21 protein-coding genes, 1 tRNA gene and 1 pseudogene are annotated in these 23135 nt (G+C 72.8%); 11 read left to right on the plus strand and 12 right to left on the minus strand.

The genetic code is table 11. From position 1 onward, the window contains the following. Positions 1 to 8: 8 nt before the first annotated feature. Positions 9 to 224: a hypothetical protein gene (locus ACZ3UD_RS29640; protein ID WP_465594330.1), complete on the minus strand. Its 216-nt coding sequence runs from the start codon at positions 222 to 224 to the stop codon at positions 9 to 11. 342 nt (positions 225 to 566) lie between these two features. On the opposite strand from ACZ3UD_RS29640, the gene ACZ3UD_RS29645 reads away from it, so the two are divergent. Next, complete coding sequence (locus ACZ3UD_RS29645; protein ID WP_465594333.1) at positions 567 to 1538, plus strand: helix-turn-helix transcriptional regulator; 972 nt, start codon at positions 567 to 569, stop codon at positions 1536 to 1538. Positions 1539 to 1700: 162 nt separating this feature from the next. Here the strand turns inward: ACZ3UD_RS29645 and ACZ3UD_RS29650 are convergent, their stop codons facing one another. Both ACZ3UD_RS29650 and ACZ3UD_RS29655 read right to left on the minus strand, forming a co-directional pair. Further along, complete coding sequence (locus tag ACZ3UD_RS29650; protein ID WP_465594336.1) at positions 1701 to 2318, minus strand: TIGR03086 family metal-binding protein; 618 nt, start codon at positions 2316 to 2318, stop codon at positions 1701 to 1703. 108 nt (positions 2319 to 2426) lie between these two features. Further along, positions 2427 to 3965, minus strand: a complete 1539-nt coding sequence (locus tag ACZ3UD_RS29655) for an AMP-binding protein (RefSeq protein ID WP_465594339.1) — start codon at positions 3963 to 3965, stop codon at positions 2427 to 2429. Between the two features lie 136 nt (positions 3966 to 4101). On the opposite strand from ACZ3UD_RS29655, the pseudogene ACZ3UD_RS29660 reads away from it, so the two are divergent. Next, a pseudogene (locus tag ACZ3UD_RS29660) lies at positions 4102 to 4230 on the plus strand (DUF397 domain-containing protein); the annotation flags it as partial. Positions 4231 to 4281: 51 nt separating this feature from the next. On the opposite strand, the gene ACZ3UD_RS29665 reads toward ACZ3UD_RS29660, so the two are convergent. The 3 genes from ACZ3UD_RS29665 to ACZ3UD_RS29675 are packed head-to-tail and all read right to left on the minus strand — an operon-like array spanning position 4282 to position 10414. Beyond that, complete coding sequence (locus ACZ3UD_RS29665) at positions 4282 to 6234, minus strand: hypothetical protein (protein ID WP_465594342.1); 1953 nt, start codon at positions 6232 to 6234, stop codon at positions 4282 to 4284. 50 nt (positions 6235 to 6284) lie between these two features. After that, a complete protein-coding gene (locus ACZ3UD_RS29670) occupies positions 6285 to 7391 on the minus strand; it encodes a tryptophan 7-halogenase (protein ID WP_465594345.1) in 1107 nt (368 codons plus the stop codon). Beyond that, positions 7388 to 10414: a LodA/GoxA family CTQ-dependent oxidase gene (locus ACZ3UD_RS29675; RefSeq protein ID WP_465594348.1), complete on the minus strand. Its 3027-nt coding sequence runs from the start codon at positions 10412 to 10414 to the stop codon at positions 7388 to 7390. The genes ACZ3UD_RS29670 and ACZ3UD_RS29675 overlap by 4 nt, the downstream gene beginning before the upstream one ends. A gap of 345 nt (positions 10415 to 10759) precedes the next feature. On the opposite strand from ACZ3UD_RS29675, the gene ACZ3UD_RS29680 reads away from it, so the two are divergent. From ACZ3UD_RS29680 to zapE (ACZ3UD_RS29690), 3 genes are all read left to right on the plus strand, one after another. Beyond that, positions 10760 to 10843: transfer RNA gene (locus tag ACZ3UD_RS29680), tRNA-Leu, on the plus strand. Positions 10844 to 11143: 300 nt separating this feature from the next. Continuing rightward, positions 11144 to 11518 (plus strand): AFG1/ZapE family ATPase, encoded by a 375-nt coding sequence (gene zapE, locus ACZ3UD_RS29685; protein ID WP_465594351.1) that lies wholly within the window; start codon positions 11144 to 11146, stop codon positions 11516 to 11518. Continuing rightward, positions 11494 to 11691 (plus strand): AFG1/ZapE family ATPase, encoded by a 198-nt coding sequence (gene zapE, locus ACZ3UD_RS29690; protein WP_465594355.1) that lies wholly within the window; start codon positions 11494 to 11496, stop codon positions 11689 to 11691. The genes zapE (ACZ3UD_RS29685) and zapE (ACZ3UD_RS29690) overlap by 25 nt, the downstream gene beginning before the upstream one ends. 133 nt (positions 11692 to 11824) lie before the next feature. Here the strand turns inward: zapE (ACZ3UD_RS29690) and ACZ3UD_RS29695 are convergent, their stop codons facing one another. Continuing rightward, complete coding sequence (locus ACZ3UD_RS29695) at positions 11825 to 12379, minus strand: TetR/AcrR family transcriptional regulator (RefSeq protein ID WP_465594358.1); 555 nt, start codon at positions 12377 to 12379, stop codon at positions 11825 to 11827. Between the two features lie 171 nt (positions 12380 to 12550). Here ACZ3UD_RS29695 and ACZ3UD_RS29700 point away from each other — a divergent pair, with 171 nt between their 5' ends. Together ACZ3UD_RS29700 and ACZ3UD_RS29705 are read left to right on the plus strand one after the other, a co-directional pair. Further along, positions 12551 to 13372: an SDR family NAD(P)-dependent oxidoreductase gene (locus ACZ3UD_RS29700; protein WP_465594361.1), complete on the plus strand. Its 822-nt coding sequence runs from the start codon at positions 12551 to 12553 to the stop codon at positions 13370 to 13372. Positions 13373 to 13454: 82 nt separating this feature from the next. Next, positions 13455 to 13790 (plus strand): hypothetical protein, encoded by a 336-nt coding sequence (locus tag ACZ3UD_RS29705; RefSeq protein ID WP_465594364.1) that lies wholly within the window; start codon positions 13455 to 13457, stop codon positions 13788 to 13790. A gap of 263 nt (positions 13791 to 14053) precedes the next feature. Here the strand turns inward: ACZ3UD_RS29705 and ACZ3UD_RS29710 are convergent, their stop codons facing one another. After that, complete coding sequence (locus ACZ3UD_RS29710; RefSeq protein ID WP_465594367.1) at positions 14054 to 14575, minus strand: GerMN domain-containing protein; 522 nt, start codon at positions 14573 to 14575, stop codon at positions 14054 to 14056. Next, entirely contained in the window at positions 14572 to 16089 is a 1518-nt protein-coding gene (locus ACZ3UD_RS29715) for a sensor histidine kinase (RefSeq protein ID WP_465594370.1), read from the minus strand. Before ACZ3UD_RS29715 ends, ACZ3UD_RS29710 begins: the two co-directional genes overlap by 4 nt. A gap of 249 nt (positions 16090 to 16338) precedes the next feature. On the opposite strand from ACZ3UD_RS29715, the gene ACZ3UD_RS29720 reads away from it, so the two are divergent. From ACZ3UD_RS29720 to ACZ3UD_RS29735, 4 genes are all read left to right on the plus strand, one after another. Next, positions 16339 to 16923 (plus strand): TetR/AcrR family transcriptional regulator, encoded by a 585-nt coding sequence (locus ACZ3UD_RS29720; protein ID WP_465594373.1) that lies wholly within the window; start codon positions 16339 to 16341, stop codon positions 16921 to 16923. Between the two features lie 137 nt (positions 16924 to 17060). Further along, positions 17061 to 18074 (plus strand): RNA ligase family protein, encoded by a 1014-nt coding sequence (locus ACZ3UD_RS29725; protein ID WP_465594376.1) that lies wholly within the window; start codon positions 17061 to 17063, stop codon positions 18072 to 18074. 340 nt (positions 18075 to 18414) lie between these two features. Next, positions 18415 to 19326, plus strand: a complete 912-nt coding sequence (locus ACZ3UD_RS29730) for an AurF N-oxygenase family protein (protein WP_465594379.1) — start codon at positions 18415 to 18417, stop codon at positions 19324 to 19326. 65 nt (positions 19327 to 19391) lie between these two features. Then, entirely contained in the window at positions 19392 to 21047 is a 1656-nt protein-coding gene (locus ACZ3UD_RS29735; RefSeq protein ID WP_465594382.1) for an FAD-dependent oxidoreductase, read from the plus strand. Between the two features lie 289 nt (positions 21048 to 21336). Here ACZ3UD_RS29735 and ACZ3UD_RS29740 read toward each other — a convergent pair whose 3' ends face one another. From ACZ3UD_RS29740 to ACZ3UD_RS29750, 3 genes are all read right to left on the minus strand, one after another. Beyond that, positions 21337 to 21600, minus strand: a complete 264-nt coding sequence (locus ACZ3UD_RS29740; protein ID WP_465594385.1) for a hypothetical protein — start codon at positions 21598 to 21600, stop codon at positions 21337 to 21339. After that, a complete protein-coding gene (locus ACZ3UD_RS29745; RefSeq protein WP_465594388.1) occupies positions 21597 to 22451 on the minus strand; it encodes a methyltransferase domain-containing protein in 855 nt (284 codons plus the stop codon). Before ACZ3UD_RS29745 ends, ACZ3UD_RS29740 begins: the two co-directional genes overlap by 4 nt. Positions 22452 to 22719: 268 nt before the next feature. Then, positions 22720 to 23130 carry a PPOX class F420-dependent oxidoreductase gene (locus ACZ3UD_RS29750; RefSeq protein ID WP_465594391.1) on the minus strand — a complete coding sequence of 137 codons (411 nt, stop codon included), beginning with the start codon at positions 23128 to 23130 and terminating at the stop codon, positions 22720 to 22722. Positions 23131 to 23135: the final 5 nt, after the last annotated feature.

The following is a 23135-nucleotide window of genomic DNA, read 5'->3' on the forward strand; positions in this document are numbered from 1 at the left end:
CCGCGTGCTCAGCCGCCCCAGCCGAAGCTCGCCTGGGTGACCCCGCCCCAGCCGAAGCTGTCGTTGGAGGCGGCGGCGCCACCCTGGGTGAGGCTGTCGGAGGTGGCGGCGGCCGGGCCGGGCGTGGTCGCGGCGGTGGTGGCCGAGCTGACGGGGGCGATCAGGAACGCGGTGAGGGCGACGGTGGCGACCGCGGTGGCCTGGGCGATACGGGTGCGGATCATGACGGAGTCCTTCTTCTGCTGAGGGGAGAGGTGTGGCTGGTCCGGGCGTCCCGCGGTTGACGCTCCGTTCGGTTGCCGTTCCGGGTTTCCCTGGCGGCGATCAATAGCTTCGCCGCTGGCCAAGGGCATCGGAAGGGTTTCCGGATGTCGCCAATCGGCCTGGCGGGATCCGGACATACTGTCGCGCTCATGACAATTTTGTTTCGCGCAACTCACTCCCTCTCTACATGTCACAAATCAGGGCGAACCCCCTGAATTGGACCTTGAACAGGGAGTCGAAGAGCTGTTTGGATACGACGGGTCGTCCGAGCGATGGACGGCCGCTGACCTGGGGGGATGCCGATGCTGGAAGTACTGGGCCTGACGGCCGGGGCGACCGCGGTGTACCAGGCGATGCTCGACCACCCCGCCTACGGCGTGGACGAGATCGCCCGGCACTGCGGACTGGCCGACGTCGAAGTGCACGACCACCTCGACGAGCTGACCCGGCTCACCCTCGTCCGGGCCTCCGCCGAACGGCCCGGTCAGATGCGTGCGGTGAGCCCGGACATCGGCCTGGCTGACATGCTCGCCGCACAGGAGGCCGAACTCGCCTCCCGCCACGCCAAGTTGGCGGCCTCGCGGGCCGCCGTCACACGCATGGTCGCGGAGCGCGCCGAGCACCGGACGACCCACGGCGAGCGCCTCCTCGGTCTGGACGCCATCCAGGCCCGGCTCGAACGGATGGCCCGCAGCACCACCACCGAGGCCCTCGCCAGCCAGCCCGGGGACCAGCGGCCCGAGGACCTGGCCGCCAGCCGGTCGGCCGACGCCGAGGTGCTCGCGCGCGGCATCGCGATGCGGACGCTCTACCAGGACTCCACCCGCAACCAGCCCCACGTCGCCACGTACGCCCACTGGCTGCTCAGCCACGGCGGCGAGGTCCGTACCGCCCCGGCGATCCCGCCGCGGCTGGTGGTGGTCGACCGCGCCCAGGCATTGGTCCCGATCGACCCTGCGGACAACCGCAAGGGCGCGCTGTACGTGACCGAACCCGGCATCCTGGCCGCGCTGCTGGACCTTTTCGAGCAGTCCTGGAACGCGGCCGTGCCGCTCGGCGCCGCCAGCCCCGAGGACCCCAGCACCGGCCTCACCGCGACCGAGCGCGAACTGCTCCGGCTGCTCGGCTCCGGCCTCACCGACGACGCGGCCGGGCAACGCCTCGGGATCTCCTCGCGGACCGTGGGGCGCCACATGTCCTCGATCATGGAGCGTCTGGGCGCGAGCAGCCGCTTCGAGGCCGGGATCAAGGCCGCCCACCGCGGCTGGCTCTGAGCCGTCACCGGTCGTCCCGGCGGACTGTCGGCGGCTTCTCGCGGACGGGAGGGGTGGCGGCCCTCAGCGCCGCCACCCCCGTTGGCTTCTCGGCAGCCGGGCGGTGGTTCGTTGAGCCAAACCCCACGGTGGGGTGACATCCGGTGGGGATCTGCGAGGGGTTCAGCGCGGTTTCGGTGAGCGTCCCATCCGGTGCAGCAGCCGGGCCTGTCGGGAGGCGCCGGGGGCCGCTTCGTCCTCGGGGGCGGCGAAGAAGCGGTGGGTGGTGTCGGGGGCGACGGGGGTTTCGGGGAGTCCGGCGTAGATCGCGTCGAGGTGGTCGGAGATCCAGGCGACCAGGCCGGGGTGGAGGGTGTCGTCCGCGCCGAGGGCGGTGGCGAGGTCCCAGGTGTGGATGACGCTGTCCGTGATCCGTACGGCGAGGGCCTGTCGGCCGACGAGCGGGCCGAGGGGGTGGTCGAGGATCCGGCACAGGGCGCCGGGCTGGCCGAAGGCCTCGGCCAGCCGACGGACGGACGCGGTGTAGGCGGTGAGGGGGTCCGGGCCCAGGGCGTCGGCCTCGCGCAGGCGCAGGAACTCGGCGCGGTCGCCACCGTTCAGCAGGAGCGGGTAGTTGAGGTTCCCCCGGGTCATGTGGTTCGCCAACTGTCGCACGTTCCAGGCGGTGCAGGGGGTGGGCAGGGTCCACTGCGCCGGGCGGACGGCGCGCAGGTGCTGTTCGAACTCGGCACCGGCGAGAAGGAATCGGTCGAGGAGGCCGTCGAAGGCGCCGCTGGTCATGCGGCCCATCCTGCGCGGGGCGGGCCGCCCGATCCGGCGGCTTTCGGACCTCGCGCTGGGGCGTTTCCCCGTGCCCTTCCGCGTGGGAGGGAAACGCCCCGGGCGGGGTCAGCCCGCGTAGGAGTCGCGCAGCCGCTTCTTGTCCGGCTTGCCCACCGAGGTGAGCGGGATCTCGGCGACCGGGTGCAGGGCCTCCGGCGCGTAGATCCGGCCCTTGTTCGCGGTGACGAACGCGCGGACGTCCTCCAGCTCCGGCTGCTGCCCCGGCGCGGGGACGACCGCGACGTGGACGTGCTCGGCCTCCTGGGCGTCGCGCACGCCGAAGACGGCGCACTGGGCGATCGCCGGATGGGTGAGCAGCAGGTCCTCCACCTCGGAGGGGTAGACGTGCCCGCCGACCACGATGATCTTGTCCTTGACCCGGTCGGCCAGGTAGAGGTAGCCGTCCTGGTCGAGGTAGCCGATGTCGCCGGTGTTCAGCCAGCCGTCGCGCAGCACCTCGGCGGTGAGGTCGGGCTGCTTCCAGTACCCGGCCATCAGGGTGGCCGAGCGGACGTGGATCTCGCCCTGTTCGCAGGTCGGCAGCTCGGTGCCGTCGACGGAGCGGATCACCGCCTCGGTGCCGTGAACGGGCCGGCCGACCGAGATCTGGCCGCCGTGCCCGACCCGGTTGTGCTCGTGCGGGCCGAGCATGGCGATGTACTGCGCCTCCGACATCCCGTAGCCGCCCACCAGGATAGGCCCGAACACCTTGAGCGCCTCGCGGATCCGGGTCGGCGAGGCGGCGCAGCCCCCGTAGAGGATCTTCCGCATGCTGGACAGGTCGGTGCGGCCGATCGCCGGGTGGTCGAGCAGCCGGTAGAGCAGCGGCGGCAGGATCCACGTCTCGGTGATGCGCTCGCGCTCGATGGCAGCCAGGACGTCGCCGGGCTCGAAGGAGCGCTGGATGACCGCCGAGCCGCCGTGGTAGAGCGCCAGGTCGGTGAAGATCCCGGAGAGGTGGGCGAGCGAGGTGGCCGCGAGGAAGCGGGGCGGCGTACCGCTGACCGGGTCGGCGTACGGGGCGTCGAAGATGCTCCGGTAGGGGCCGTGCAGGCTGAGGATGCCCTTGGGGATGCCGGTGGTGCCGCCGGTGTGACGGATGCCCAGGTGGTCGTCCGGGCCGATCCGGACGTCCGGCGGCTCGGCGGGGCGGTGGGCGGAGGCGGCGATGGCGTCCTCGCCGATCGAGGCCGGGCCGGGGCCCAGGGTGAGGACCGTCGGCACGTCGACCAGGGCGAGCAACTCCGGGGCCGTCGCGTACCGTTCGGCGTCCACCAGCAGGGCGGCGGTGTCGACGCTGGTGACGATCTCGGCCAGGACCGGGGCGCTCATGCCGTCGTACAGGCTCACCACGCGGGCGCCCGCGATGCCGGCGGCGTAGCGGGCGCTGAGCGCCTCGGCGGTGTTGCCGGTGAGCAGGGAGACGGTCGTGCCCCGGGTCACTCCCCGGGCGATGAGCTCGTGGGCCAGTCGGTAGGTGGCGGCGGCGAACTCACCGGCGGTGATCTCCACGCCGTCGGCGGTGGTGATGGCCGGCCGATCGGGGTCGGAGGAGAGGGACCGGAGGATCAGGGCCGGGCCGCTGACGAACTCCGCGTCGGTCATGGCCACTTCTTCTTTGTAGTTTGCAACCATGTTCGACAGACTAGCTCCATCCTCCGGCTCGTAGCAGCGAGTTGATGATCACTTGGCGATCGGAATATCCGGGTGAGCCGAAGCGCGCTGGTGGTGCGTCGAGGTAGCCCCCGGATTCCCCGGCCTCGTCCCCGTACGTGACTCCAAGGACCCGCAGGGCCCGGTTCTCATCTTCCCCGCCTCAGCCTGGGACTCCTTCCTCGCCGGCGTCCAGGCTGGCGACTTCCCGGCGTAGCCACATGCCGAGGCCGGTCAATTTGCTGGATTGACCAGCCTCCTCGCGTTCTCAGACTCGGAAGCTCTCGATGTCCGACGTCGTACTGGTGAAGCCGTTGGTCGAGATCACTCGCACCCGGACCTCCGTCCCGCGCGGGAACTGGGTGCGATCAACCGTGATCACGGGGTCCTTCAGCCCGACCCCGATCGTGTGCCACATCCTCCCGCCGTCCGTGCTGACCTGCGTGGCGAACGTGTGGCCGTCCATCGGGGCCGCGCCGAAGTCCAGATCCAGCCCGAACTTCCCTTCGCCCGCAGTCGAGTGACGGGCTCCCCGTAGCGCCGGGGGAGGGTCCGCCGGGCGGAAGGTGTCCACGACCTGCCCGCCGACCAGCAGTTCGATCGATGCGGGGTTGGCCCCCACCGGCACGACCGCATCGACCAGTCCGGTCCGCTCCTGGCCCGGCGCCGGGTCCGAGGTGAGCTTCGCGGTGACCGGGAAGTCGATCGGCGCCCCACCGCCGGCCTGCTGGACCCGCAGCACCACCGGGACCTCGCCGTCCGGCCCGGCGCCGGCCGTGGCCGTGCCCGGTTGGGCGGGTGGTGCGGCGGTGGCCTGGACCGGGTTGACGAATCTGATCGCGCCGTTTCGGCTGCCGAGGTTGACCGTCCCCACCACGCTGACGAGTTGTCCGCCGCTGGGCGCCGCCGCCGTGGCCATCATGTCGGGCGCGGGCGTCGGCACTGTGGTCACCGAGAGTTTCGGGAACCGCTCATCGGGACGGCCTCCGCTGCTGACCGTGGTGACTCTCAGTTCGCGGGGGGACGCCTGGATGGGCGCCGCTACCGGCATCCCGGGCGGGGCCGGGGCTCCGGTGGTGAGGGTGTCCTCGTCCACCAGCCGCTGGCGGATGCCCTCGTAGGTGTAGCTGCACGGCCACTGGTAATTGCAGTAGGTCATCACGTCGTGGAAGTTCACCCCCGGCTTGGCGGCCATCGGCAGGTCCAACTGTGGGTCACCCACGTCGAACCCGCAGAAGCTGTTCGGAGTGTCGGCAAGCTGGCCGTTCTGGAACGGGTAGTTCTGCAGGTCGTCCTGCGACTCACCGCAGAATCCCGGGTGCTTGCGGCCGTAGGTGTGGCCGAGCTCGTGGCCGCCGTACCAGTCCGCGTAGCTTCCGTCGAAGTCCCAGCCGAAGGTCCCCGCTCCGCAGGGCGACGAGGCGACGGTGGTGGGGTCGGGCGTCGTGTCGGGCACCCCGGAGGCGCAGCCGCGCATGAAGAACCCACCGTCGGCGACCTGGCCGATGTAGTGGGTGCGCCGGTCACCGCCCGCGCTGATGTCCATGGCGCGGATGGCGGCGAGCTGGGCGTTGGTGTCGCTGCAAAGGAAGGGCGGATTGGTCATGACGTCGGTGGTCGTGGCGTTGATGGTCGTGACGTCGATGACGGCGTGTGGTGCTTCGATGACCTCGGCCACCGGGTAGGCGCGCTTGAGCCAGCTGATCAGGAAGTTGTAGTCGATGTCGCGGGGGGTGTAGGTGGCCGGGGGTTGCCCCGGGGGTGTCAGGGTGTAGCGCAGCCCCAGGACCCGAACCCGCAGCGGCGGGGAGTCGTGGAACCAGACGGTCGGACCGGCGTGACTGTGGATCGGGATGTGGATACCGGTCTGGGCGTCGTGCAAGGTGATCGACTGCATGCTGAGTGCCCCTGCGGCCGTCAGCGCGGCCGGTATGACGAAGTTGAGGCTCAGAGTGGCGTCGGCTCGCCGGGTGGGCACATCCTTCCGCGCGTCTACGTCGAGGGAGACGGAGTTGGCCGACGTCACGGTGACCAGGGGATCTCCGGGCGACCTGAGCAGGGTCACGGTGCCGATCACGCTGATGGGTGGGCCGGCCGAGCAGTTCACATAGACGCGGAGCACGGTGGCCTTCCCGGCGATCAGGGTGACGTCGTGCTGGAGGTTCTGAACGGACTGGACGACCTCTGCGCCCTCCAGTGAGGCGAGTGACAGAGTGACCATGACTGACTGACTCCTTGGACGAACGATCCGGCTCTTTCAGGCTAGGCCGCTCAGCGGCTGATCGCCGTTCGGCGGCGGCCCCAGAAGGGGCTCAGAGGCCAACGTCCCTCCTGGCCGTACGCGTACGCATGGTTATGTCGGTAGGCCGCCGCGATCCCGTCCAGGAACGCTGTGTAGTCGGTGAGCGCGGCGGCCGTCCGCCCCTCGTCGGCGAGACAGTCGGCTACGGCCCGCCCCGCCCGGGCGCCGGTGTGCAGGGCCATGAGGATGCCCTGCGAGGACAGCGGGTCGAAGGCGAGCGCCGCGTCCCCGGCCGCCACCCAGCCCGGCCCGGCCGACGGCTCCAGCCGCAGGCCGTGGGCCGGAGCCCAGCGCGGTGGGGGAGTTGACCCCGGGCCGAGCCCGGCCACCCGGCGCCGCACGTGCTCGGTGCGGCCGAGCGCCTCCCGGAAGCCCTGCGGAGTGCGCAGCGACGGGCCGACCAGGTCCGTGTCGGTCAGGTAGGCGACCAGGCGCCCCGCCGGGACGAGGGTGGTGTACCACCAGCCGTGCGGCGCGGCTTCCACCAGCGTCCTGGCCTCGGGATCGCCGTCCGGGAACACCGCGTACGCGGCGACCAGCCGGTCCTGCTGCTGCCGGATCCCGTGCCGCCGCCCGATGACACAGCGTCGGCCGGTCGCGTCCACCGTCCAGCGGGCCGACAGGTTCGACAATGCGCCGGTGGCACGCTCGCGGACGACCAGACCACCGTCGACCCGCGCCAGCACTACGGCCCGCCGCAGCTCGGCCCCCGCCGCGAGGGCCGCGTCCCGCAGGAAGGCATCGAACCGCACCCGGTCGAGGTGCCACCCGTGCCCGTACGGGTCGAACAGGTGGCTCCGCCCGTGCAACCGCGTCGACCCCCATGCCGCGTACGTCCCCGTGGACACCGGATGCCCCGAGGCCAGGAACCCCTCCAGCAAGCCGAGGTCGGCCAGCAGCGGCCGGACGGCGGGCGGCAGGAACTCCCCGATCTTGAACCCGCCCTGGCCCGGCCCGCCGTCGTCCAGCAGCTGGACGCGGTGCCCGGCCCGGGCCAGGACGAGCGCCGCCACCGCACCCGCCGGGCCGCCGCCCGCCACCACGGCGGCGGGCGGCGGCGAGGACCGAGCGGTCACCGGTTCGGCCGGAGCCGCTTGACCTTGTCGATGAACCCGGCCGAGACCTCCTCGTCGGGTGCCTCCGCCATGGTGACCGCCGATGCCAGGGCGGCCGGGCCCAGCACCGGGTGGGCGCCGAGGTCCACGTGCACGGTGACCAGGTTGCGCCCGGCCGGCGGGGCGGGCTCGCGCGGGAAGCTCACCTCGGACTCCACCAGGAGCTCCGCCGGGAGCCGGGGATCGTCGGTGGGTCCGGGGCGGCGCTCGACCAGCCCGAGCTTGCCGAAGTCCCGCACCATCGCGTTGATGTTGGTCAGGTAGGGGGCGGGCAGCCAGCGCAGCCAGGCCCGTCGCTTCTGGAACGCGGCCAGCCGGTCGGCGAGCGGCCGGGAGGTGTCGAGCACGACCTCGTAGTCCTCCTCGGCCAGCACGTGGTTGGGCACCCGGGCGGGCCAGAAGGTGGGCAGATACGGGTCGTACGGGCCGAGGCCGGAGCCGTACTCGTAGCCGGCCCGGCAGCTCGCGGTGTCGGTCTGCCAGGGCACCGCCATCCACCGGCTCAGATCGCCCGGGGCCTGGGCGTAGAGCGGGCCGTCGAAGGAGAGCACGAGGTCCGGGGTGAGCGTCGGCCCGTAGGTGGGCGCGGGCTTGTGCGGGTCGCGGTGACGGATCCGGAACGGGGTGGTGTACATCGTGGTGTGCCGCATCGGCCAGGTGAGTTCGCAGCCGGGGTGGAAGGCGTCGGCGAGGCAGAACGACAGGGCCGCCCGATCGAGGGTCGCGGGCTGGTCGGCGAACCGGACGTCGTCCAGGGTGGCGGGCGGCGCGGCGTGCGGGTCGTAGTCGTTGACGAAGTCCCCGTCGGCCCATCGTTTGAGCAGCCGGTACTGGAGCGCGGAGAGCGTCACGTGCTGGCGGACCGACTGGGGCGGGATGTTCATCGCGTCGCCGTAGACGGCCGGCCAGGGCACCGGTGACATGCCGTCGCGGTCGTAGTTGCGGATGGCCAGCCAGACCTGGCGGCGCAGCTCCTGCTGGACCGGCGAGGGATCCGACAGATCGCCGAGTCTGGTGAGCAGGTCCTCGCGGCCGTCGAAGCCGAACTGGGTGGCCAGGCCCTTGTTGACCCACTGCAGGCCGCACAGACTGCGCAGCACGGGCAGGACGTCCCCGGCGAAGGACACCTGCTGCGGCTCGGGCAGCCGGCCCTCGGTGACGAAGGCGTCCCGGACCAGGTCGTACATGGTGCGCACCGAGGTGAGTTCGGGTGCGTAGTTGGGCGGGGCCGTCACCACCCAGGCCGGTTCGACCGGGATCGGGCGGCCGTCGATGCTCACCTCGGCGGTGACCGGGCCGTCGGAGACGTCGTCGTGCCAGCCGTCGTTGTTGGCGAAGGTGTCGGCGGGGGCGCCGGTCGCCGAGGCCGAGACACCCCGGCCGCCGAGGAAGATCAGCCGGCCGCTGTCGTCGGTGCGCAGCTCGCCGAGGTAGACCGGCTTGCCCATGAAGGTGCCGGTGTCGAAGCGGTACTCGGGCTGGGCGGAGCGGTTGCGGCCGCGCACCCAGCGGGGGCCGGGGTCGATGACCAGGAGGTCCTTGCGCTGGTCGGCCGGGATCTTGGGGTTGCGCAGGTTGCTCGGATCGGCCTGGCCCGCGTCCGGGATGTCCAGGGCGATCTGGAACTGGTACCAGGCGGCCTTGGAGTTGACGACGTGCACCTTCCAGCGCAGGTCGGCGTTGTCGGCGGTCAGTTCGGCGACCGGCTCGCCGGCGGCGTTGTAGCCGTACACCCGGAACCGGGCGGCCTGGCGCTTCAGGGCGCCGGTGACGTCCTTGTAGCTGCCGACGGGCAGCGGGGGCGGGTCGTCGACCTCGGGGGCGAGGACGAAGTCGTCCATGGTGCTGTCGCCGACCCGGGCCACGCCGATCGCCGGGTGCACGGCGGCCCGGACGATCCGGGTGTCGCGGGCGGGCGGCGGGGTGAGCTGCGGCCGGGCGGGGCCGGGTTCGGCCGTCGGCACGCCGTTGACGTCCCGGCGCTGCTCGGCCGAGGCCAGGTAGACCGTCCGGCGCACGTCGGAGATGCTGCCGATGGGCCGGTGGTCGGCGAGGCCGTGCCAGGGGTTGAGGGAGAGGTTCTCGCCGTACGTGGCCTGGCCGCGGGCGGTGACGTCCTGCTGCTGGAGGGTCAGCCGGGCCACCTTCACGGGGACGCTCTCGGACTCGCTCCAGCGCACCGTCGCCATGTCCAGCGGCATCTTCTCGTCGTCGGTGCGGAACTGGAGCAGCAGGTCGAAGGCGGCCGGGCCGGCCTCGAGCCGGTGGACCAGGTCGGCGCCGAGGTAGGCCGGATCCTCGTCGGGCGGCGTCGCGTTCGGGTCGGCGGGCTCGCAACCGGCGGACACCAGCTTGTACTTGACGAAGCGGTCCGGCCCGAAGGCGTAGGGGAGCACGCCCCAGTACGTGGCGGTCAGCACGCTGGCCTCGAACTTGGCCATCGCGTCGAGGATCTCGGCGGTGACCGGGTGGGCCGCCAGGTACTTGTCGTAACTGCCGTCGACGACACCGGCCTTGGTGAACTCGCACATGTCCTGGGCGGTGTCCACGAAGAACACGTCGTGGTTCTGCAGCAGCAGGTCCTGGGTGCCGGCCTCGGTGTAGCCCTCCAGCAGCTTGGGGCCGGGCACGCCGGACAGCTTGAGGCCCACGCCGAGGGTGGTCTTGAGGTCGGGCAGGCCGGGCACGGTGTCACTGGAGAACCGCACCCAGGCCTCCAGGCCGCCGGGCCGGGTGCGGGCCGCCTCCAGGAACCCGACCCGCAGCTCGGCCGGCAGGTCCTCGGCGACCGTGAGCGTGCCGCGGGCGACGCCGTGCGGCTTGAGGAACACCGGCCGCCTGACCGGGTCCTGGCCGCGGGCCATCCGGACGCCCTGGGTCAGGTCCACGAACATCTGCTTCAGTGCGCCGGCCGCGTCCTCGGCACAACCCGGCAGGGGCGGCGGCCCCGCGGCGTCGTCGAAGGGCTCGGGGGTCCCGATCATGCTGTTGCTCCCGTCGGTGCGGTGATGGGGCCGGAGGCGGCGGACCGGCGCGGTCGACGCGCTGTTCGGCCTCCGGGCCCTGGTTCAGCGTGCACGGACCTTCGACGGGCGGCGCGGCGAACTACGCCCGAAACGACCAGGCACCCGGCCCGGCGCGCGGCCTCTCACTCCAATCGGCCAGCAGCGCTCGCCGGGGGCCGGTCGCGGGTGGCAGCGTCGTCGGTGAGGGGGCGTCTCCGCGTCGACCGACGCTTGTTTCTTGGCTGACCGGCGTCGTCTCCGCGTCGCTCCGGGGTGGTCAGAGGCACCCCTCCAGATGGTCTATGCTTAACCCATCACCCAGATGCGCGGGTGGCGGAATAGGCAGACGCGCTGGATTCAGGTTCCAGTGCCCGAAAGGGCGTGGGGGTTCAACTCCCCCCTCGCGCACAAAGGTCAACCGACCGAATGAGGCCGGTCAACCCGACACAATGTCGGGTTGACCGGCCTTGTTGCTTTGCGGCGCGCCTTCGGGCCCTCTGCGAACACCCAGAGGGCCCGAAGGCGCGCTTTCGCTGCTCAGGTGGGTCGTTGCGGGCGGGGTGGATCGGAGAGCAACGGGGTCTGCCGGCGTCCGCAGTCCGCCTCCGCCCAGTAACGACCATCCGTCAAACCCGCCCCCGACCATCCGCCTGCCGTGACATATGGTCGGGGGCCTCGAAGATCGTCCGTACGGAACAAGGGGGCGCGGTGGTCGAGGCGGCGGAGCTCGCGCGGGCCGCGGAGCGGGACGGCCTGGTGCTGGACGACGGGCAGTTGGCGGTGGCGGTGGCGGTGGCGGTGGCGGCCAGGCTCGCCGAGCTCGGCTCGGCGCTGGGCGGCAGGCGACGACTGTTCGGCCGGGCGCCGGCGCCGGTGCGAGGGGTCTACCTGTGGGGATCGGTCGGCCGCGGCAAGAGCCGGCTGGCGGACACGCTCTTCGACGCCGTCCCGCTGAGAGAGACGACGGAGAAACGGCGCCTGCACTTCCACGACTTCTTCCGCCGGTTCCACGCGGCGTACGGCCGGCACCGGGACGAGCCGGCGCCGACCGAGGCTGGGTGCTCACCGGGCTGCCCCGGCTGACCGAGACCAACCGGGACGCGGCCCAGCGCTTCGCCAATCTGACCGACGTGCTGTGCGACCGGGACACACCCCTCACCCTGGTCGGGCGGGCGCCACTGGCCGAGGTAGTCGGCGGGGACGGCCTGCCCGCCGACATCAACCGGACGGCCGGCCAGCTGTCCCTGCTGAATTAGGGTGGACCGACAGCCTCCTGACCGCTGCCGAGCCACCGCCGACAGCGTCGGGTCGCCGTCGTCGAGGCGACCAGGCTTGATGTGGTTCCCCCGTTCACGGGTGCTCAGCGTAGGAGCCGGCGCCGTCCCGTGCTCAGCGGGGGCCGAGGCCGTGCAGCAGGGTGTCGACGACCTTGGTCGCCAGCACGTCGGGGTCGGCCTCGGGGCCGTGCAGGGCTTCGCCGATCAGGGCGTAGTAGACGCGCCGGGCCCAGTCGAGGTCCACCGCCGGGTTGAGCAGCCCTTCGTCCCGGGCCGCGGCTAGCAGCTCCAGGCAGCGGGTGGTGATGCCCTCCCAGGCCTCGGCCACCACGCTGCCCGGCTCGACCGGCAGTCCGAGCGCGAACCCGAAGGCGCTCTTGACCCGAAGCACGTTCACGGTGGCCCGGTGGAGGACGACCAGCGGCGGGGCGGTGTCGGGGTGGCTGTCCTCGACGGCCTGCGCGAGCCGCTCGACGGCCGAGGCGGCGAGCGTGTCGATCAACACCTGCCGACTGGCGAAACGGCGGTGGACCGTGGTGCGGGCCACGCCCGCGGCCTCGGCGATCTGCTCCATCGAGGCAGCCGGGTTCTCGGCGAGCACCCCCTCCGCGGCCTCCAGGATCGCGCGCACACTGCGCTCCGCGTCCGCCCGCAGCGGTCGGCCCATAGTCCACCTCCTGGTCGCTTCCGATCACAAGCCCAAGGAAACGATACAGCTGAGCCTCAGCTCAGCTCGTAACTGAATCATGCATGTTGCAAGTTGAAGGGAAACTGATACTGTCGTGTCGCAGTTACCCCGCAGTGCACCAGTGCATCAGTGCAGCGAAGGAGCTTCACCATGAGCAGCACCGCTCTCATCACCGGCGCGTCCTCGGGCCTCGGCGCGGAGTTCGCCGTCCAGCTGGCCGCCCGCCGCCACGACCTGGTCCTGGTCGCCCGCTCCGGCGACCGGCTCCAGGCGCTCGCCGAACGCCTCCGGGCCGAGCACGGCATTCGCGCCGAGGTCCTGGTCCAGGACCTCGCCGAGCCCGACGCCGCCCGGCGGATCGGCGCCGCGCTGGCCGACCGGGGCCTCACCGTCGACCTCCTGGTCAACAACGCGGGCTTCGGCACCTGCGGCCGTTTCGAGGAGATTCCCGGCCGACGCGACCACGACCAGCTGATGGTCAACGTCGTGGCACCGGTCGACCTCGCCCACGAACTGCTCCCCGGCATGCTGCGGCGCGGAACGGGCGCCGTCGTCAACGTCGCGTCCACGGCCGCCTATCAGCCCGCCCCCTACTTCGCGACCTACGGCTCGTCGAAGACCTTCCTCTTCAACTTCAGCCTGGCCCTGCGTCAGGAGTACCGGCGCCGCGGCATCCGCGTCCTCGCCGTCTGCCCCGGTCCGGTGGAGACCTCGTTCTTCGACACCATCGGCACCCGCAAGGCCGCCGTCACCGGAAAGTTCTCGCTGCCCGAGCCGGTCGTGCGCGCCGCGCTGGCGGCCCTCGACCGCGACCGCGCCTACGTGACGCCCGGCTTCGGCAACGCGCTCGGCGGCCACCTGACACCGCGCCGGCCTCGAACGCTGGTCGCCGCCATAGCGGCGCGCATCACGCGCAAGGTGCTGAACCAGGAGACCGCACGGGCCGCGAACGCCGGAGTGGCTGCGGCATGACACTCCTCCACCACCTTCTGACGGCGATCGCCGTCCTGGCCGTCGGAGTCACTACGGAACAGACGTCTTCTCGGCCAGCGTGATGGGCCGGATTCACCGCTTCGGCGACGCGCGGCTCCCCGTACCCGGTGTGCTCGGGATCGTCGCAGCGCTGCTCGCCACCCTGGTCTCCGCGTTGTCGGACAGCACTCCGGCCGCGGTGACCGACGCCGGCGCCGTCGCACTGCTCGTCATCTGGCTGATCATCTACCGCCGGATCAGCGCACCCGCGAACAACAGGCTCATCGCCGCAGCACGGCGCAGCGAGACCCCGGGTGACGCCCGTGATCCGCAGCGGCGCTGGGACAGCGTGATCACCGTCCGCGCCGTGCTCCAGGGGCTCGCGCTGGCGGCTCTCTATGCCGGTGCCGCGCTCTGAGGCAAGTTCTTGACGCGATCACTGCACTGACGACAGTCAAGGCAGGTCATGGTCCGTCAGGCCGCGCAGCAGGCGCTCGACGGCTCCGCCCCCAGGACCCGGTCGCGGGAACGTTCGCCTCGCCGACCGGATGTCACTGCAGGTCGGGTCAACGGATTTTGTCGGTTGACCGCAGAGGGCGGCCGGTTGACTTTCGAGTCAAACCGGCCGCTTCTTTTGTGCCCCCGTCTTTTCGGTCTCGCCGTTCCTCGATGCCTCGGCGCTCAGCCGGCCCGGTGCAGGTCGCACTCCTGCTGGATGGCGGAGGGGGCGTCGCTGCTGACGATCGCGATCTTCGGCACCGGGCCCATGGTCGGGGCGTCCTCGGCGGTGCAGACGAGTTGCTGGATGGCGGGGGCGGACAGCGAGGAGGCGGACCAGGACAGGCGCAGGGTGACCGTGCCGGGGGTGTCGGTGGCCTCGATGCGACCGTTCGCCGGGAGGGTGCTGTACAGGCCGGAGCGCTTCTCCGCCTGGTCGGGCCCGGCGACCAGGGTGTTCAGGGTCTGCTGGAGGTCCTCGCGCTGGGTGGCGGGGCGGATGACCAGGCTGATGCCGTGCTGGTCCAGGAAGTACAGCCGGACGCCCGGTTCGATGCCGGTGGCCGGCTGCCCGCTGCGCACCGGCCCGGTGGTGGAGATCGAGCAGCCGCAGGCCAGCAGCAGGGCTGCGGCGACTCCGAGCGGACGCAGACGCAGACGCAGACGCAGACGCGGGCGCGGGCGCAGACGCCTTTGGACGGTCACCGGTCCTCCTCGGTGTCGAGGCCGCGGGGCAGGACGAGGGTGAACACCGCACCGCTGTCGGGCGAGTTGGCGGCCTCGATGAGGCCGCCGTGCAGCCGGGCGTTCTCCTGGGCGATGGCCAGGCCCAGGCCGCTGCCCTCGGAGCGGGCCCGGGACTTGTCGGCCTTGTAGAACCGGTCGAAGAGGTGCGGGAGTTCGGCGGGCGGGATGCCCGGCCCGCTGTCCGTGACGGTGAGCACCAGGTCGTCGTCCGAGCCGTGCAGGGCGACCCGGACGGGCGGCCGGCCGTGCCGCAGGGCGTTGCCGACCAGGTTGGCGACGATGACGTCGAAGCGGCGCGGGTCGAGCCGGACGGGCAGGGCGGCGGGCAGGTCCAGTTCGGCCTGGTCGTTCCAGCCGCGCAGGTCGAGGGTCTCGCGGACGGCGATGGCGGCGTCGATGGACTCGGCGCGCAGCGGTGCTGCCCCGGCGTCCAGGCGGGAGATCTCGATCAGGTCGTTGACCAGGCGGGTGAGGCGCGTGGTCTCGTTGCTGATCATGCGCAGGGCGGTGGCGGTGTCGGCGGGGAGGTGCTCGGCGTCCTCGTCGAGGATGTCGGTGACGGCGAGCATCGCGGCCAGCGGGGTGCGCAGCTCGTGCGAGACGTCGGCGGCGAACCGGCGGCCCTGGGACTCGATGGCGCGCAGTTCCTCGATGGTGCCCTGGAGGGTGCGGGCGGTGTGGTTGAAGGTCTTGGAGAGCTGCGCGAGTTCGTCGTGGCCGGTGACGGTCAGCCGGGTGTCCAGCTTGCCCTGGGCCAGGGCGTGGGCGGCGTCGCCCAGGGCCCGGACCGGGCGCAGCACCTGGCGGGCGGCCAGCAGTGCCAGTCCGGCGGCCAGCACGGCGACGAGCACCCCGGCCCCGGCGGCGCCGGCGAGCAGTGCGTTGGCGGCGCTCTGCTCGCGGTCGAGCGGCAGTACGGCGTAGACGGTCAGCCCGGAGGGGGCGCCGGCCGGGCCGGAGGGGCCGGCGGTGCCGTAGGTGACGGGGACGCCGACGGCGAGCCAGGGGTGGTCGTCGGGGGCGGTGAAGCGCTGGAACGCGGCGTGGCCGCGGCCGACGGTGGCCTCCAGGGTGGGCGGGACGGCCACCGGCTGGGTCCACTGGGAGTGCTCGGTGCCGTAGGAGGCCAGCACCCGCCAGTCCCGGAAGCCGCCGGTGCCGGACAACTGGCCCGCCAGGCGGTCCAGTTCGCTCTGGTTCGGCGGGAAGGGCAGGGCCGGCGCCAGGATGTCGATGCGGCGGCGCAGCTCGTCGAGGGTGGTGTCCTTGGTCAGGTCGAGCGTGGAGGTGGTCGCGGCCCGGTAGGTGAGCACGGCGGTGGCCAGCGCGGCCAGGGCGGCGACGGCGACGAAGGCGACCACCAGCCGCGGGCGCAGCCCGGCGACGGCACGGCGAAGCCGGACCAGGCGGTGCGGGTGCGGGTCCGGGTGTGGCTTGGGGCGCTCGGGCGGGGGAGCGGGGTCGATCGTCACTGCGGTCCGCAACGGTAGCCGAAACCGCGTTCGGAGTCGTCATCGATCAGCTGTGCCCGTGCCATGGGAGCAGTATCGGGCCTTGACCTGAGAGAACGCGCCCGGGGGCGGGCTCCGGGGGCCGGGCTGCGGGGGCCGGGGGCGTGGAGACGCGGTGAGGCGGTGGTCGAGGACAAGGACCGGGTCGGCGCGATCTTCGCCTTCCGCCGGCGGCCGATACGCTTGCATCGGATCGAAGGGGGTCCCCGAATGCCGAAACAGGTCGACCACGAGGAACGGCGCCGCCGGATCGCCGAGGCGGTGTGCGCGCTGATCGACGCCCAGGGACTGGAGGGCGTCACCCTGCGGGACGTCGCCACCCGGGCCGAGGTCTCGATGGGCGCCGTCCAGCGCTGCTTCCGCACCAAGGACGAGATGCTCCGCTTCGCCCTCGCCCACATCGGCGAGCAGGTCACCGGGCGGGCCCACGCCCGGCTGCGCTCCGCCCCGGCCCAGTCGGCGGCCAGCGCCGTGGGGCACGTGGTCGGCGAGGTCGCCCTGCTGCGGGAGGAACACCGCGCCGAGGCGCGGATCTGGCTCGCCTTCCTCGCCGCCGCCGCCGTCAACCCCGGCCTGGCGGCGAGCCTGCGGACCAGCTACACCGACCTGGAGGGCCTGCTGACCCGACTGGTCGCCGAGGCCTCCGGCAGCCTGGACGCGCAGGGCGAGGCCCGTACCCTCCTGGCCCTCGCCGACGGGCTCACCGCGCACGTGCTGATCGGCCACCGCACGGCGGAGGAGGCGGAGCGGCTCCTGCACGCGCACCTGGCCCGGCTGTGGGCGGCGCACGGCTGAGGCCGGTGAGCGGCGAAGGCCCGTACGGGTGCCGGGCGGCAAAGGCCCGTACGGCTGCCGGGCGGTGAAGGCCCGTACGGCAGCCCGGCGGTGAATCCCCGTTGCCAGTGGGCGGGCTCCCCGGCGAGGATCTGTTCGTGTCCGAGACGTCGTTCGAGCGGCCCGAGCTGCGGCCCTACCCGAAGATCCCCGCGCGGGGCCGCTCCGGCGCGCCCGGCGGCCGGGAGTGGATCGCGGCGGAGAAGGTGCACGGCGCGCACTTCGCCGTGGTGTGCGAGGGCGGCTCGGTGCGGGCGGCCAAACGGCGCGACCTGCTGGGCGACGAGGAGCTCGACGCCTTCTTCGGCGTGAGCCGGATCTGGCCGCGACTCTCGGTGGCCGCCGGGCGCTTCGCGGCGGCGATCCGCGCCACCCGGGGGGCCGCCGCGACCGTCACCCTCTACGGCGAACTCGCCGGCGGCCGCTACCCGCACCCCGACGTGCCCGCCGTCGCCGGCGTCGAGCCCGTCCAGACCGGCGTCTGGTACGCGCCCGGCCTGCGCTGGCTGCCCTTCGACGCCACGGTGGAGACCGCCGAGGGCCTGCGGTGGCTCTCCGACCGCGAGCTGCGCACCGTTTCCGCCGACGCCGGCCTCACCTGTGTCCCCCTGCTCGGCCACGGCCCGCTGAACGCCCTTCAGGAGCTGCCGGTCACCTTCCCCAGCCGCGTCCCGGCCCTGCTCGGCCTGCCCGAACTCGCCGACAACCTCGCCGAGGGCTACGTCCTCAAGCCCGCCGGCGAGTGGCCCGAGGAGGGCCCCGCCCGCCCGGTGCTCAAGGTCAAGCAGAAGGCCTTCGCCGAGGACGACCGCTACGACGGCGCCCGCCCCTACCTCCCCCCGCCGGAGGGTGCCGCCGGCGTCCCCGGCTGGCTCCTGGTCCAGGCCTCAGCCCTGCTCACCCCCACCCGCGCGGCCGCCGCCGTCAGCAAACTCGGCCCGCGCACGCCCGTCGACGCGGTGGCGGCCGAGATCGCGGGCGACATCGTGGATGAACTCTCCGAAGCCCTGGGGGGCTTGGAGGCGCCCGTCCGCACGGCGCTGCGCCGCGCCCTGGAGCCCGGGGCGGGCGCCCTCGCCGCCTTCGACGCCGAGGACCGGCGCAGACGTTGAGGACCGCAGGCGGCAGCCTGTCGCTCCCCGGGGGGAGAGCGGGGCGCAGCGGCCGCGCCCCGGAACGGCGGTACCTGGCTGAGCGGGCCCGGCAGGTGTTGGGGGAGGGGGGATCGATGGCGCCTCGCGCAGGAAGGCGGTTGGGTCGACCTCCTGCGCGGCACACCCCCAGGCCTCAGCTCACGGTGTCGAGCCAGGTGATGAACCGGTCGCCCTCGCGGGTCAGCGGGTCATCAGTTCGGGTTCGCGCAGGGGGTTCTCGGCGGCGGGCTCTTATTGTACTGTCCGTCTAATAGGCGGGTGTGCGGGAACCCGCGGCGGCAGGCACCTGGAGGTAGTCATGGCTCTCACCCGGCAGGCGGAGCACGGCCACACCGCGGCCGACGACGACGTGTCGAAGCGGCTGTTGAAGTCGGCCGCCACCCTCTCCTTCGACCCCTCGACCGAGATCGACTGGGACGCGCCCCTCCCGGAGGAGCACTACGGCCTCAACCCGGAGTGGAGCACGCTCTACGGCACCCGGCTGTGGGACGAGATGACCGAGCGGCAGCGGGTCACGCTCACCCGGCACGAAGTCTGCTCGATCATGAACACCGGCATCTGGTTCGAGATGATCCTCCAGCAGATGGTGCTGCGCGACCAGTACCTCAAGAACCCCGCCAGCGCCGAGTTCCAGTTCGCGCTCACCGAGATCGCCGACGAGTGCCGCCACTCGATCATGTTCGCCCGCGCCTGCGAGAAGATGGGCGTCCCCGCCTACCGGCCGAACAAGGTGATCGCCCAGGCCGGGCGCGCGTTCAAGGCGCTCGCCAAGGGTGAACTCGCCTACGGCGGAATCCTGGTGGCCGAAGAGGTGCTGGACGTCATGCAGCGCGACTGGATGCGCGGCGAGAACGTCCTGGAGATCGTCCGCGGCACCTCCCGGATCCATGTGGTCGAGGAGTCGCGGCACATGAAGTTCGCCCGGCAGGAGATCCGCGAGCGGATGCGTCACGCGAGCCCGGCCCGCCGCCGCGCCTCGGCCACCGGCATCGCCGTCGGCGCGTACGTCATCGTCACCAGCATGGTCCACCCGGGCGTGTACAAGGCCGCCGGGCTGGACGTCGCGCGGGCGCTCGACGAGGTGAAGGGCAACGAGCACCGCAAGGCGATGATGCGCAACAGCTCCCGGCACCTGATGGCCTTCCTCGCCGAGGCCGGGCTGCTCACCAGCCGATCGGCGGCCGTCTACCGCCGCGTGCACATGCTCTGACGGCCGGTCGGCCGCACATCACCAGGCACCGGCACATCAGACACAGCGAGGGACCCACTCCGGCCATGGCCTACGCGATCACCCAGACCTGCTGCAACGACGCCTCGTGCGTGTCCGTCTGCCCGGTCAACTGCATCCACCCGACCCCGGACGAGCCGGAGTTCGGCACCACCGACATGCTCTACATCGACCCGCAGGCGTGCATCGACTGCGGCGCCTGCGCGGACGCCTGCCCGGTGGACGCGGTGTTCCCGGTCGACCGGCTGCGCGGGCCGGACACCGTGTTCGGCGACCTCAACCGGGACTGGTTCCGCGACCACCCCAACGACCACGCCTGGGGCGCGCCCAGCTTCCCGCGCAGCCTGCCCGGCGGGGTCGGCACGCTGCGGATCGCCGTGGTCGGCACCGGGCCCTCCGCCGGGTACACCGCGCAGGAGCTGCTGCGCTGCACCAGCGCCGAGCTCACCATGATCGACCGGCTGCCGGTCACCGGCGGCCTGCTGCGACACGGCGTCGCCCCCGACCACCAGTCCACCAAGCGGATCGCGGAGAGCTTCGCGAGCGTCTTCCACGACCCGCGGCTGCGGATGCACCTCAACCTGGAGGTCGGCACCGACGTCACCCACGAGGAACTGGCCGCGCACCACCACGCGGTGGTGTACGCGGTCGGCGCGGCCTCCGACCGCCGGCTCGGCATACCCGGCGAGGACCTGCCGGGCAGCCTGCCCGCGACCGCCTTCGTCGGCTGGTACAACGCCGACCCGACGGTGCCGGCCGACGCGGTGGAACTGTCCGCCGAGCGCGTGGTCGTGGTCGGCAACGGCAACGTCGCGGTGGACATCGCCCGGATCCTGCTCACCGACCCCGACCGGCTCGCCGCCACCGACATCGCCGACCACGCGCTGGCCGCGCTGCGCCGCAGCCGGGTGCGGGAGGTCGTGCTGCTGGCCCGGCGCGGGCCCGAACAGGCGGCCTGGACGAGGCCGGAGTTCCTGGCGCTGCGCCGGCTGCCGGGCGTCGAGCTGGTGGTCGAGGACCACCCGCAGGTGCGGGCGGCGATCGAGGCGGCGGCGCCGGACTCGCGGGCCGGGCAGCTCGTCGGCCTGCCGCTGGTGCCGTACGACGGGGGCGCGGAGCCGGGGCCGGGGCGGCGGATCGTGCTGCGCTTCCTGTCCGCGCCGGTCCGGCTGGGCGGGGACGGTCGGGTCGAGTCGGTGACCGTCGAGCGGACGAGGATGACGGCGGCGGGGCAGGCCGAGGCCACCGGGGAACGCGACACCCTGCGGGCCGCTCTGGTGGTGCGCTCCATCGGACACCGGGGCGTGCCGGTGCCGGGGCTGCCCTTCGACGAGCGGACCGGGACGGTCGCCCAGCGCGGCGGGCGGGTCGTCGACCCGGCCACCGGGCGGGCGTTGCCCGGGGCGTACGTGGTGGGCTGGGCCAAGCGCGGGCCGTCCGGCGGGATCGGCGCCAACCGGGCCTGCGCGCGGGAGACGGTGGACGCGCTGCTGGACGACGCGGTGGCCCGGGCGCTGCCCGCACCGGCGGCCGGGCACCAGGAGTTCGGACGGCTGGTGCGGCGGCGCCGGCCGGACGCGGTCGGGCTGCGGGAGCTGCGCGCGGTCGAGCGGGCGGAGCGCGAGCGGGGCGAGGCACAGGGGCGGCCGCGGGTGAAGCTGGCCACGGTGGCGGAGCTGCTGGCGGCGGGGCGGCGGCGGTAGGCCGGCCGGGGCGGCGGCGCTGGGCCAGTGGTGGAGGCCAGTGGTGGAGGCCAGTGGTGGGGACCAGTGGTGGAGGGCCGACGGCGGGGGCGCGCGCCGGTGAGTCGGGGGCCCGCGCGGGGTGCGCGCGGGCTGTCCGGTTGACGTGACCGTGACCTGGTGCGCGTGGGGCGCGTTGGGTGGATGTGAGTAGTTTTGGGGTGGCGTCGGCTGCATGGCGTTGGCCGACCGAAGAAACGATCCTGCATGAGGCAGGGCACCCTCCGGAACCCGACCCGGAGGAGCCCATCTATGCCGAGCTGGCCCGGTTGTGGCGGTCGGAGGGACGGGCGGTGCCCGGGCTGCCGGACCCGGTCTGGGAGTCGCTGGCCGAGTCGGTAGCCGCCTCGGTGGCGTCGATGGCCTCGGCTGCGCCGACTGCCTCGGCGACGATGCCGACCCCGGAGCCGCCGACGATCTGGGAGCCGTCGGCGACCTGGGAGCCCTCGGGATAGAACTGCCGCGCCCAGCGCCGGAACAGCGGGGCGGAGCGCTCGTCCGGGGCGGAGGTCACCTCGGTGGCTTGACGGCGGTGTGAACGTACCAGGCGACGTACTCGCGCACGCCGTACATCTCCACCGTGGAGCGGAGGTTGAGCCACTTCGCCGGGTCGCCGACGCGGCGCAGCAGCTCCCAGGGCAGCCGGAAGTACGTGTGCACGGCCTCGGTGGTGGGCGTGTAGTACGCCGTCGCGTCCAGCGCCTCCTCGACCTCGAAGCCGGCTTCGGCGAGCAGTCGCGGCAGGTTGCGGGCGTGGTAGAGCCGGGCGCCCGTCATCACCATCGCGTCCAGGTACGGTTCGAGCAACGCCCGGGCCTGCGGCGGGAGTTCGTCCAGCGGGGCGGTGCTCATCGGGCCGAGCAGGACCAGCCGACCGCCGGGGCGCAGCACCCGGTGGAGCTCGGCCAGCGCGCGCGGCGGATCGTAGGAGTGGACCAGCGTCTCCATCGAGTAGGCGCCGTCGAACTCGCCGTCGGCGAACGGCAGGTGATGGAAGTCGCCCCAGGAGAACGCGGTCCGGTCGGCCAGCGCGGCGCGGGCGCTGAGTCGGCGGGCCTCGGCGAGGTGGAAGTCCAGCACGTCGACGCCGGCGACCCGCAACCCGAACCGGGCCGCCATCGCCCGCGCCACCACGCCCGCCCCGCAGCCGGCGTCCAGCACCCGGGCGCCGGGCGGCAGCGCCAGCTTGCGTCCGAGCACGTCCTCCAGCTGCCGCTGCGCCCGCCACAACCGCCACTTCGACTGGCCCGGCTCCGTCCACCCCCAGTGCCGGGCGTTGCGGGCCACCCGGGTGTAGAACCACCGGCTCCCGGCCCGCCCGTACACCCGGCGCAGCCCGGCGAGATCGAGTTCCTGAGCGCCCATGCGGACACGCTAGCGGCGGGTCCGCGGATGTTCCCGGTGGCGCCACGGGGACTGCGCCGCCGGGAGAGAAGGTGCGGTCGTCGGACTGTCCGACCACGGTGTCCTTGAGCCAGGGGATGATCAGGCCCATCGCCTCGCCGAACCTGGAGACGGCGTCCGTGGCGTTCGTGATCACATCCCATCGCGCCGGACGGGGATGGCTCACTGACCAGGGGTCCATTTCCGGGGGGATGTAGCCAGTTACACCCCCGGGGCCGGTGGGCGGGAGTCACCCGACGTCGCGGGCGGTGGTCCCCCGTGCGGCCAGGTTCCAGGTGATGACCCGGCGGGGGTGCACCCGGATGACGTCCTTGCTGAACGCGTCCGGTCGCACCGGCGGCACGTCGACGGTCAGGAGCTCCGCACGGCCCCTGATCTCGATGCCGCGGCCCCAGCCGGCGGCCACCGGGTCGTCGGCGGGGGCCAGGTCGTCCACCAGCACGGAGACGTCGGGACGGGCCTGGGCGTTGAGGTACTTGCGGCTGCGGGCGTTGTCCGGGCCGCCGATGTCGACGGTGCCGTCGGCGTTGAGCCGGAAGCCCACCGGGCGGACGTGGGGGCCGCCCTCGGGGCCGATGGTGGCCAGGCGGGCCAGCGGCTGGGCGACGAGGTACTCGCGCTCTCGTTCGGTGAAGGTCATGCGGC

Source organism: Kitasatospora sp. NPDC023118 (genome assembly GCF_055560875.1).